This is a genomic window from Streptomyces sp. NPDC058964, assembly GCF_042741275.1.
GTDB lineage: Bacteria > Actinomycetota > Actinomycetes > Streptomycetales > Streptomycetaceae > Streptomyces.
Genome location: NZ_JBHYKH010000985.1, coordinates 1 through 1331, shown reverse-complemented (window position 1 = coordinate 1331; position 1331 = coordinate 1). Strand labels below are relative to the sequence as shown.

The following is a 1331-nucleotide window of genomic DNA, read 5'->3' as shown; positions in this document are numbered from 1 at the left end:
TCGGGTACGGGTGCGGCGGGGAATTTCGCCGACAGGCCATGCCCGGTCTGATGGAACCGGCAGGCCCGAAGGTGTGCCGGAGCGAGGGGCCGGTGACCGGAGTGCACGGCATGCACCGCGAGGAGGGGCGACGGAGGGAAGGGGGCAGTTGACGCCGAGGCTGTGGGCCACGGCGCGGGGAGGCCGCGCCCGCCGCCGGTCGCCGTGGGGGAGCGGCGCCCGGCCGATCTCTCTGCATCTCCGGCCGGACGTGCCGGATTTTTCCCTCCCTTCCCCGGAAGGACTCTCTCCGTTTCACCTCTTGACAGCCGAAGTGGCGGAGAGCACATTGAGCCGGTCTTTCGCTTGAGAGCGCTCTCAAGCACCCGCGCGTCAACTCCCCGTACCCCGAGAGGCCCCCATGACTGATTCCTCCGGCCCCCGCAGACGGCGCTCCCCGAGACGGGCGCTCGTCGCCGTCCTCAGCACGATGGGACTCGCTGTGGCCGTCGCCACGGCCGCCGCGCCGTCCGCGGACGCCTCGGCTCCCGCTCCGCCGACCGGCTGGACCCAGGTCTTCCTCGACGACTTCAACGGCCCGGCCGGCTCCGGCGTCGACACGTCGAAGTGGCAGTACGACACCGGGACGTCGTACCCGGGCGGCCCTGCCAACTGGGGCACCGGCGAGGTCGAGACGATGACCTCCAGCACGAACAACGTCGCGCTCGACGGCAACGGCAACCTGCTCATCACCCCGCGCCGCAGTGCCGGCAAGTGGACCTCGGGTCGCATCGAGACCATCCGCTCCGACTTCCAGCCTCCGGTGGGCGGCAAGCTGCGCGTGGAGGCGCGCCTGCAGATGCCGAACGCCACGGGCACCGCCGCCAAGGGCTACTGGCCCGCGTTCTGGATGCTGGGCGCACCCTTCCGGGGCAACTATCAGAACTGGCCGGGGATCGGTGAGCTGGATGTCATGGAGAACGTCCAGGGCCTGAACACCACATGGGCGACGATGCACTGCGGCACCAACCCGGGCGGCCCGTGCAACGAGACCAACGGCATCGGCAACTCCACCGCGTGCCCGAACACCACGTGCCAGTCCGGCTTCCACACCTACGCCATGGAGTGGGACCGCTCGGTGAGCCCGGAGGCGATCCGGTTCTACGTCGACGGCGTCAACTACCACACCGTCACGGCGAACCAGATGGACGCGACGACCTGGGCCAACGCCACCAACCACGGTTTCTTCCTCATCCTGAACGTGGCGATGGGCGGCGCCTTCCCGAACGCGTTCGGCGGGGGCCCGACCGGCGCCACCGAGCCCGGCCACCCGATGGTCGTCGACTATGTGC

The 1331-nt window shown here is 70.0% G+C and carries 1 protein-coding gene; it reads left to right on the top strand.

Translation table 11 applies throughout. From position 1 onward, the window contains the following. Positions 1–400: 400 nt before the first annotated feature. Positions 401–1331: glycoside hydrolase family 16 protein (locus ACFW2E_RS47035; RefSeq protein WP_384478347.1), on the top strand; the 931-nt coding region annotated here is incomplete at its 3' end.